This window comes from Paracoccus sp. (in: a-proteobacteria), from assembly GCF_032007265.1.
Classification (GTDB): Bacteria; Pseudomonadota; Alphaproteobacteria; order Rhodobacterales; family Rhodobacteraceae; genus Paracoccus.
The window spans coordinates 26,841-35,533 of sequence record NZ_DALZMB010000035.1 but is presented as its reverse complement, the minus strand read 5'-3'; the positions used below and the strand labels follow the sequence as shown (position 1 = coordinate 35,533).

The 8,693-nt window shown below is 61.1% G+C and carries 7 protein-coding genes; all 7 read left to right on the top strand.

What is annotated here, in order from left to right; genetic code table 11:
* The first annotated feature begins 386 nt into the window (after nucleotides 1-386).
* Nucleotides 387-1,499 carry an Mrp/NBP35 family ATP-binding protein gene (locus RTS12_RS09570; RefSeq protein ID WP_312527863.1) on the top strand — a complete coding sequence of 371 codons (1,113 nt, stop codon included), beginning with the start codon at nucleotides 387-389 and terminating at the stop codon, nucleotides 1,497-1,499.
* A 677-nt stretch (nucleotides 1,500-2,176) separates the two neighbouring features.
* Nucleotides 2,177-2,695 carry a division/cell wall cluster transcriptional repressor MraZ gene (gene mraZ / locus RTS12_RS09565; protein WP_312527861.1) on the top strand — a complete coding sequence of 173 codons (519 nt, stop codon included), beginning with the start codon at nucleotides 2,177-2,179 and terminating at the stop codon, nucleotides 2,693-2,695.
* A complete protein-coding gene (gene rsmH, locus RTS12_RS09560) occupies nucleotides 2,692-3,663 on the top strand; it encodes a 16S rRNA (cytosine(1402)-N(4))-methyltransferase RsmH (RefSeq protein ID WP_312527859.1) in 972 nt (323 codons plus the stop codon). The genes mraZ and rsmH overlap by 4 nt, the downstream gene beginning before the upstream one ends.
* Complete coding sequence (locus RTS12_RS09555; protein WP_312527858.1) at nucleotides 3,663-4,004, top strand: cell division protein FtsL; 342 nt, start codon at nucleotides 3,663-3,665, stop codon at nucleotides 4,002-4,004. The genes rsmH and RTS12_RS09555 overlap by 1 nt, the downstream gene beginning before the upstream one ends.
* Nucleotides 4,001-5,806 carry a penicillin-binding protein 2 gene (locus RTS12_RS09550; RefSeq protein ID WP_312527856.1) on the top strand — a complete coding sequence of 602 codons (1,806 nt, stop codon included), beginning with the start codon at nucleotides 4,001-4,003 and terminating at the stop codon, nucleotides 5,804-5,806. Before RTS12_RS09555 ends, RTS12_RS09550 begins: the two co-directional genes overlap by 4 nt.
* A 15-nt stretch (nucleotides 5,807-5,821) precedes the next feature.
* Nucleotides 5,822-7,306: a UDP-N-acetylmuramoyl-L-alanyl-D-glutamate--2,6-diaminopimelate ligase gene (locus RTS12_RS09545; protein WP_312527855.1), complete on the top strand. Its 1,485-nt coding sequence runs from the start codon at nucleotides 5,822-5,824 to the stop codon at nucleotides 7,304-7,306.
* Nucleotides 7,303-8,691 carry a UDP-N-acetylmuramoyl-tripeptide--D-alanyl-D-alanine ligase gene (murF, locus tag RTS12_RS09540; RefSeq protein WP_312527852.1) on the top strand — a complete coding sequence of 463 codons (1,389 nt, stop codon included), beginning with the start codon at nucleotides 7,303-7,305 and terminating at the stop codon, nucleotides 8,689-8,691. Before RTS12_RS09545 ends, murF begins: the two co-directional genes overlap by 4 nt.
* The last annotated feature ends 2 nt before the right edge of the window (nucleotides 8,692-8,693 follow it).

The window sequence follows — 8,693 nt, the reverse complement described above, 5'->3', positions numbered from 1 at the left end:
CGGTCGAGGCTGCCGCATTGCGAGCCGAACCATGGTTGAGATCAAGAAGTGCCATTTCCTACTACCGCTTTCCGTCTTTGTGCTCGAGGCCGGATGCCTGTCGCTGTGTTAGGGCCAACATGGGGTAAATTCTGCGTCTGCACAATGCCCTGAGGTTGCGATGCTGCTATGCAGCAAGAGCATAACTCATCCTGACCAAGCCTCTTGTTACTAACTGAAATGTGATAAGAATTCCTTTATCTGTAACGGAAATCCGTCAGTTTTATGACAAGTGCGTTGGCTGTGACGCTGGGTCGCAATGCTTTGGGCGCAAGTCTGGGTACTGTGCTTGCCGTCGATGCGGCAAATTGTCATTCTGCGGCATCATTGGAAGAACGGGGTGCAAGATGGCGATCTCACGCGAGGCTGTCCTGAACGAACTTGACCAAATTGCCGTGCCGGGCGGCGGAACCTTGGTTTCGCGCGACCTTGTGCGCGCTTTGGTGCTGGATCAGGCGACGATTCGATTCGTTATCGAGGTTGCAAATGCCGATATCGCGCGCGCCTTGGCGCCCGCCCAGGCCGAGGCCGAGCGCCGCTTGGGTGCCTTGGACGGCGTTGAGAAGGTCCAGATCGTGATGACTGCGCCAACCAGCACCGCGGCGCGCGGTCAGGCGGCGCCGGTTACAAAAAGCTCGGGCGCGGGTGCAGGGGCGCCGCCCAATTTGACGATTGGCCGCCATCCAACCCCGCAGAATGGACCTGCCGAGGTTGCTGGGGTCAAACGCATCCTTGCGATCGGCTCGGGCAAGGGCGGGGTTGGGAAATCGACCGTGACCTCGAACCTTGCGGTGGCGCTGGCGCGCAAGGGGCGCAAGGTCGGCGTGCTGGATGCCGATATCTACGGCCCATCGCAGCCGCGGATGCTTGGGATTACCGGCAAACCCAGCAGTGACGGCCAAACCATTCAGCCGCTGCATGCTCATGGCGTGACCGTCATGTCGCTGGGTCTGATGATGAAAGACGGCGAGGCCGTGGTCTGGCGCGGCCCGATGCTGATGGGGGCGCTTCAGCAGATGCTGACCCAGGTGAACTGGGGAGAGCTGGATGTCTTGCTGGTCGACCTGCCGCCGGGCACCGGGGATGTGCAGTTGACCCTGTGCCAAAAGGCCCATGTCTCGGGGGCCATCATCGTCTCGACGCCCCAGGACGTCGCGCTGATCGACGCGCGCCGGGCAATCGACATGTTCGACAAGCTCAAGACGCCCGTATTGGGTCTGATCGAGAATATGTCGACCTATGTCTGCCCCAATTGCGGCCACGAGGCGCATCTATTTGGGCATGGCGGTGTCGCGGCTGAGGCGCGGGCGCATGATCTGCCGTTCCTTGGCGAGATCCCGCTAGAGTTGGAAGTCCGGCTGGCCGGTGACGCAGGTCGTCCGATTGCGGCGGGCGAGGGCGCGGTTGCCGAGGCTTATGGCCGTCTGGCAGACCGCCTCATTGGCGGCGGCATGGCATAACGCCACACCAATAACGCACTCGTCCGGATGTCTTTTCAATTCGGGCGGGTGTTGGGAATTTACGGGAACTGTTTTTGGGACTACAGAGAACGGCCCGTCTCGAATCACTCTGATGTGAAATTTCGTGTGATTCGTATGCCTGCCGGATCGATGCAGGTCGAAGATATTTTCGACGACTTGGCTTAGCGCCGGCGGTTGAAGATCTTTTTGGGAAAAAGTGGGATTTTCTTGCCACAGTCTGGCTTATACCAGATTTAGTGTCCGTTACCCTATTGACCCACGACACCTATCCAGAGAATCGCGAGGCCCGCGCGCTGTTCACGGCGTGTTCACAAGTGGGAAACCGCCGGTGCATGGTTTGGCCCAAAATTGCCCGTTGCTTCCCATGATTTCCCATGGCATCCCTTTTATCACGGAAACGGGCTTCAAGGGACGATCAAGATCCCACGGCGAGCTAGCAGGCTTCATACAGGCACCCGCTTCCATAAAACGACCTGATACGCGCGTGAGCAGCACCTCCCCCAGGTGGCGCGAAAGTCAGGCGATCCCCGAAACTTCGGGGCCCAGTAATGGGAACGAGGGCGGCGGATCGGGCAGTGGCAGCAGCCCGATCCGCCCTTTGCTTTTCCGGAACCAACCGGAATGGCACCAAGAGGGACAGTGAAAGGTGCGCGCAGGTGGCACGCAGGTTCAGAGGGTCGGAAGAGGTCAAGGTCGACGCGAAAGGTCGCGTTTCGATCCCCGCCAAATTTCGCCGCGTCTTTGAAGCTTGCGATCCTGACTGGGCCGAAAGCAGTGACCGCGCCCATATGGTCATCGTTTACGGAACACGCGACTGGGATCATATGCGCCTTTATACAATCGAAGCGATGGACGAGATCGATGATGGCATCGCCCAGATGCCGCGCGGCTCGAATGATCGCAACTACCTGGAAATGGTCATGCATGGTCTCTCGGATGAAGCCGAGATTGATCAGGATGGCCGTCTGGTCCTGCCCCAACGCCTGCGTGAGAAAATCGGTCTGATCGACCGGGCGATCTTCATGGCATCGGGCGATCACCTGAAGCTATGGGCCCCCGCGGCCTATGAGGCACAGATGGAGCGGATCGAGGCCCAGGTTCCCAATCTTGCGCCAGGGGCTGATCCCTTGTCGCTTTTACCAATGCGCGGCGCGCCAAAAGAGGGTGCGGCATGAGCACGGCAACTGATCCCCATATTCCAGTTCTTCTTAACCCGCTGTTGCGGGCTGTTTCGCCTGTTCAAGGCGTTTGGGCCGATGGGACATTCGGTGCGGGTGGCTATACGCGCGGCCTGTTGCAGGCCGGTGCCGACAAGGTATTTGGTATCGACCGCGACCCTTCGGTTTTCACTATGGCCGAAAGTTGGGCGGGTGAATTTGGCCCCCGGCTTCAGCTGGTGCAGGGGACCTTCTCGGATATGGACCGTCTGGCTGGCGAGCCTCTGGATGGGGTTGTGCTGGATTTGGGCGTCAGCTCGATGCAGCTGGATCAGGCCGAGCGCGGCTTTTCCTTCATGCGCGACGGGCCTTTGGACATGCGTATGGGCGATACGGGACCGACGGCGGCCGAGTTGCTGAATACCGCCGAAGAAAAGACGATTGCCGACGTGCTTTATCATTATGGCGAGGAACGCGCCTCGCGCCGGATTGCCAAGGCGATTGTTGCGGCGCGCCCGCTTGAGCGGACCTCGCAGCTGGCCGAAGTCGTGCAATCTTGCCTGCCGCGCGCCAAGCCCGGCCAAAGCCATCCGGCGACGCGGTCATTTCAGGCGATCCGCATTTGGGTCAATGACGAATTTGGCCAGCTGATCGCAGGTCTGGCCGCCGCAGAGCGCGCCTTGAAAGAAGGCGGGCAGCTGGCGGTGGTCACGTTCCACTCACTAGAGGACCGCATCGTCAAGCGCTTCATGCAGCAGCGTTCGAACAGCGCGGGAGGGGGCAGCCGTTATGCGCCCGCGGCCGAGCAACAGGCCGCTGCCTTTAAAATGCCCTTCCGCCGCGCGATCGGGCCTGATGATGACGAATTGGACATCAACCCACGGTCCCGCTCGGCGCTGTTGCGGGTGGCGATCCGCACCGGTGCACCGGCGGGCCATGTCGATCCGTCAGTCCTGGGGCTGCCGATGTTACCAGGGAAAAGCTGATGCGCTCTATTCTCTATCTCACGACGGCTTTGGTGGTGATGGGGCTGGCCTTTTGGGCCTATCGAGAGAATTACCGCACGCAGGATGCCATCAAAAAAATGGAATCCATCCAATATCAGATCGGCGGACTGCGCCAGGACATTGGCCTATTGCGCGCCGAATGGTCCTTTTTGAACCGGCCCGCGCGGCTGCGCGAGCTGGTCGATCTGAATTTTGAAAAGCTGAAGCTGGTGCCGATCACCTCGGATCAGTTCGTCGATATCAGCCAGGTGGCCTATGCGCTGCCTAAGCCGGTTGTCTTGCCCGACGCCGAAGCCCCCCTGGAGGAGAGTGAGCCATGATCCGAACACCCCTTCGCCCTTTGGCCCGGATCTTGCGTGCGCGCGAAAAGGGCGAAAACCCCGATGACATCGAGGCTGAAAACCGCGCGCGTCGTCATGCGGAAATTCAGGACCGCTCGCGCCGTGGCGCCGAGCGGCGTTTGGTCTTTTTGGCGACGGTTTTCCTTGTGGCCTTTTCGACGGTCGGGCTGCGCATGGGCGGGCTGGCCTCAAGCCAACCGACCGAGCCGCGCGTTCAGACAACCGGCGCCCAGATCATTTCGCAGCGTGCCGATATCACCGATCGCGCGGGGCGGGTTCTGGCAACCAACCTTCTGACCCATTCGCTTTACGCCCATCCCCAGCAGATGATTGATCCCAAGCGTGCCGCACGCGAATTGGCCAAGGTCTTTCCGGACCTTGATCAAGAGCGGCTGACCAAGGATTTCACCGGCAAGCGCACCTTCCTGTGGATCAAGAAAAAACTCTCGCCCGAGCAGATGCAGGCCGTTCACGACATCGGCGAGCCCGGCCTTTTGTTCGGGCCGCGCGAAATGCGTCTTTATCCCAACGGGCATTTGGCCAGCCATATTCTGGGCGGCGCGACCTTTGGCAATGAAGGCGTGAGCAGCGCCGAAGTTCTGGGCATGGCCGGGGTGGAAAAGGCCTTTGACGGCTGGCTGCGCGATCCGGCCAATGACGGCGCGCCCCTGTCTTTGTCCATCGACCTTAGCGCACAGGCCGCTATGGAAGAGGTTCTGGCAAATGGCATGAAGGTCATGAATGCCAAAGGCGCGACCGCGATCTTTATGGAGGTTCAGACCGGCGAGATCGTCGCTATGGCCAGCCTGCCAGATTTCGACCCCAATGATCGCCCACGTCCGCTGACCAAGGGTGATGCCTCGGATAGCCCGCTGTTTAACCGTGCCGTTCAGGGCCAATATGAACTTGGCTCGACCTTCAAGATCTTTCCGGTGGCGCAAGCGATCGATGCCAAGCTGATCAACCCCAATACGATGATCAACTCATCCTCGCCGATGAAGATCGGCAAGTATCTGATCCATGATTTCCACAATTACGGCCGCCAGCTTTCGGTTGCCGATATCATTGCCAAATCCTCGAACGTTGGCACGGTGCGCGTGGCGCAGATGGTGGGCGTCGAGCGCCAAAAGGACTTCCTGCAAAAGCTGGGCTTTTTCGAGGCAACGCCGGTGGAGATGACCGAGGCGCCGACCGGGCGTCCGCTGGTTCCGCAGCGTTGGCCGGCGGTGACGGCTGCGACCGTGTCCTTTGGTCACGGCCTTGCAGCAAGCCCGCTGCATCTGGCATCAGCCTATGCGACCATCGCAAATGACGGCAAGCGCGTGCGCCCGACGCTGGTTCATGGCCATAAGCACCAAGAGGGCGAGCAGGTTTTGTCGCCTAAAGCCGCCAAAGTCGCCGTGGATCTGCTGCGTCAGGTGGTAACACGGGGTAGTGGCCGCAATACCGATGTCGAGGGCTATGAAATCGCGGGTAAGACCGGCACCGCCGATAAACCGCGTCCGACGGGCGGCTATTACAAGAACAAAGTTGTGGCGACCTTTGCCTCGGTCTTTCCCGCCAGCGATCCGAAATATGTGCTGGTCGTGACGCTGGACGAGCCTTCGGCAAGCACGGCAGGGGGCGGGGAATCGCGCGTCGCGGGTTTGACGGCTGTGCCCGTCGCGGCCGAGTTGATCCGCCGCCTTGCGCCGCTGGTTGGGCTGCGTCCGCAGACCGAATCCAAGCTGCCAACCATTGAACCGCGACTTCCCGATGGGCTAAAGCTGGTCGCGAACTGATATAACGGGGTCCACGTGACTGATACTGCGAAACGGCTGTCCCTTCTGGGGCTAAGAGGGGACAAGGGCCGCGACCCCGATATTACGGGGCTGGCGGTCGATTCGCGTCAGGTCAAACCGGGCTTTCTGTTTGCAGCCTTGCCCGGCTCGGTGTCGCATGGGGCCGAGTTCATCGCCTATGCCTTGCGCCAAGGCGCGGTCGCCATTCTGACCGACCGCGAAGGTGCGTCCATCGCGGCAGGTGATCTTGCAGGATCGGATGCGGCGCTGGTCATCGCCGAGGATGCACGCGCGGCCCTTGCTGGTGCCGCCTCGCTTTGGTTTGGTACCCAGCCCGAAACTGTCGTGGCGGTCACGGGAACCTCGGGGAAAACCTCGGTGGCAACCTTCACGCGCCAGATCTGGCAGTTGCTGGGACATTCCTCGATCAGCCTTGGCACGATGGGCGTGCAGGGCGATTACGAGGCGCGATTGGCCCATACCACCCCCGAGCCGATTACCCTGCACCGCGTCCTGTCCGAGGCCGCCGCCGCAGGGGTCACCCATGTCGCCATGGAGGCCTCTTCGCATGGGTTGGACCAGCGGCGGTTGGATGGCGTGCGGGTTCAGGCGGGCGCCTTTACCAATTTCAGCCAGGATCACCTGGATTATCACAAGAATTTTGACGAATATTTCGCCGCCAAGGCACTGTTGTTCAACCATATCCTTGAAGAAGGTGCAGGGGCCGTCATCAATATCGACGACCTGCGGGGCCGTCAGATGGCCGAGATTGCAACAGACCGTGGGCTGGAACTGACCACCGTGGGGCGCGATCAGCGCGCTGATTTGCGTATTCTGGGCCAGCGCTATGACGCAACCGGACAGGATCTGCGTTTCTCACTGATGGGCGAGACCTTTATGGTGCGCCTTGCATTGATCGGTGGCTTTCAGGCCGAGAACGTTCTGGCAGCCGTCGGTCTGGCGCTTGCCAGCGGCGATGATCCCAAGGCAATCGTCGAGGCGCTGCCCAAGCTGACCACCGTGCGCGGCCGCATGGAGCTGGCCGCGATCCGTGAAAACGGTGCGGCGGTTTTCGTGGACTATTCGCACAAACCCGGCGCGCTGGCTTCGGCTTTGCAATCCTTGCGCCCCCATGTCATGGGCCGCATCATCGTGGTCTTTGGGGCTGGTGGGGACCGCGACCGGCTGAAACGACCCCTGATGGGCGAGGCCGCGCGCGCTTATGCCGATGTGGTCTTTGTGACCGATGACAACCCGCGCAGCGAAGATCCGGCCGCCATTCGTGCCGAAGTTCTGGCAGGGGCTGGCCCCGATGCCATCGAAGTCGGCGACCGCGCCGAGGCGATCTTGCGCGGTGTCGATGCGCTGCAGCCGGGTGATGCCTTGCTGATTGCGGGCAAGGGCCATGAAACCGGCCAGATCATCGGACAGGATATTTTCCCCTTCGACGATGCCGAACAGGCCTCGGTCGCGATGGCAGCTTTGGACGGCAAAATATGACCGCACTTTGGACTTCGGCAGAGGCTGCTGCCGCAACAGGTGGCCGCACGAGCGGCGACTGGGCAGCCACGGGCGTGTCCATCGATACGCGCACTTTGACGCCGGGCGATCTGTTCGTCGCGCTGACAGATGTGCGTGACGGCCATGATTTCGTGGCACAGGCATTGGCAAAAGGCGCAGCCGCCGCTTTGGTCAGCCGTATCCCCGACGGCGTTAGCGCGGATGCACCTTTGTTGCTGGTGGATGATGTGCTGACGGGCTTGGCTGCCCTGGGTCGTGCGGGGCGCGCGCGGATGTCGGGGCGGGTCCTCGCCATCACCGGCTCTGTGGGTAAGACCTCGACCAAAGATATGGCGCGGGTGGCCTTGGCCAATCAGGGCAAGATCCATGCCGCCGAAGCCAGCTATAACAACCATTGGGGTGTTCCGCTGACTTTGGCGCGCATGCCCGCCGACAGCGATTTTGCGATTCTTGAACTGGGCATGAACCACCCCGGCGAGATCGAGCCCCTGGCCCGCCTTGCGCGCCCACATGTCGCGATGATCACGACGGTCGCTGCGGTCCATCTCGAGGCATTTGACGGCATCGCCGACATTGCACGCGAAAAAGGCGCGATCTTTGCTGGGCTCGAGCCTGCGGGAACTGCAATTTTCCCCGAAGATCTGGAAACTACTCCCTTGTTGCGCGATGCGGCTGATGCTGCCGGTGCGATTCTGATCGGGTTCGGCACGCATGGCATGGCACAGCTTCTGAAGGCCGAAACGCAGGGTGATAATATTTTGATCCGCGCAAAGATCGGCGGTCAAATCATCGATTACCACCTGCAAAGCGCGGGTCTGCATTTTGCGATGAATTCGGTCGGGGTGCTGGCCGCGATCGGCGCGGCCGGTGCCGATGTCAAGGCCGCCGCACAAGCGCTTTCAGCGCATTGGTCCCCCCCAAAAGGACGCGGCGCGATCGAGGATCTCGACGGGCTGCGCCTGATTGATGATGCCTATAACTCCAACCCCACCTCGCTTTCCGCAGGCCTGGCCAATTTGGCCCGGCTATCGGGTGGACGACGGGTGGCGATCTTGGGTGACATGCTCGAGCTGGGCCCCGACGAGGTCGCGCTCCATCGAAATATGGCCAATGATCCTGCCATCGGCCAAATCGCGGTGGTCCATGCTGCCGGGCCGCTGATGCATGCCCTTTATCAGGCGCTGCCTGCCGATCAGCGCGGGATCTGGTGCCAATCTGCAAATGAACTGGCCGCGCGCGCAAGCGAGCTGGCCGCGACCGGCGATATCGTGCTGGTCAAGGGGTCCAAATCGTCGAAGGTCTCGACGGTGGTTGACGCGCTGCGTGCTTCGCGGCAAAGCAGCGCCCCTGAGAAAAGGGGATAGCG

Coding starts and splice junctions, on each gene's coding strand:
- RTS12_RS09570 (WP_312527863.1), top strand. CDS start 387: ATGGCGATCTCACGCGAGGCTGTCCTGAACGAACTTGACCAAATTGCC.
- rsmH (WP_312527859.1), top strand. CDS start 2,692: ATGAGCACGGCAACTGATCCCCATATTCCAGTTCTTCTTAACCCGCTG.
- RTS12_RS09555 (WP_312527858.1), top strand. CDS start 3,663: ATGCGCTCTATTCTCTATCTCACGACGGCTTTGGTGGTGATGGGGCTG.
- RTS12_RS09550 (WP_312527856.1), top strand. CDS start 4,001: ATGATCCGAACACCCCTTCGCCCTTTGGCCCGGATCTTGCGTGCGCGC.
- murF (WP_312527852.1), top strand. CDS start 7,303: ATGACCGCACTTTGGACTTCGGCAGAGGCTGCTGCCGCAACAGGTGGC.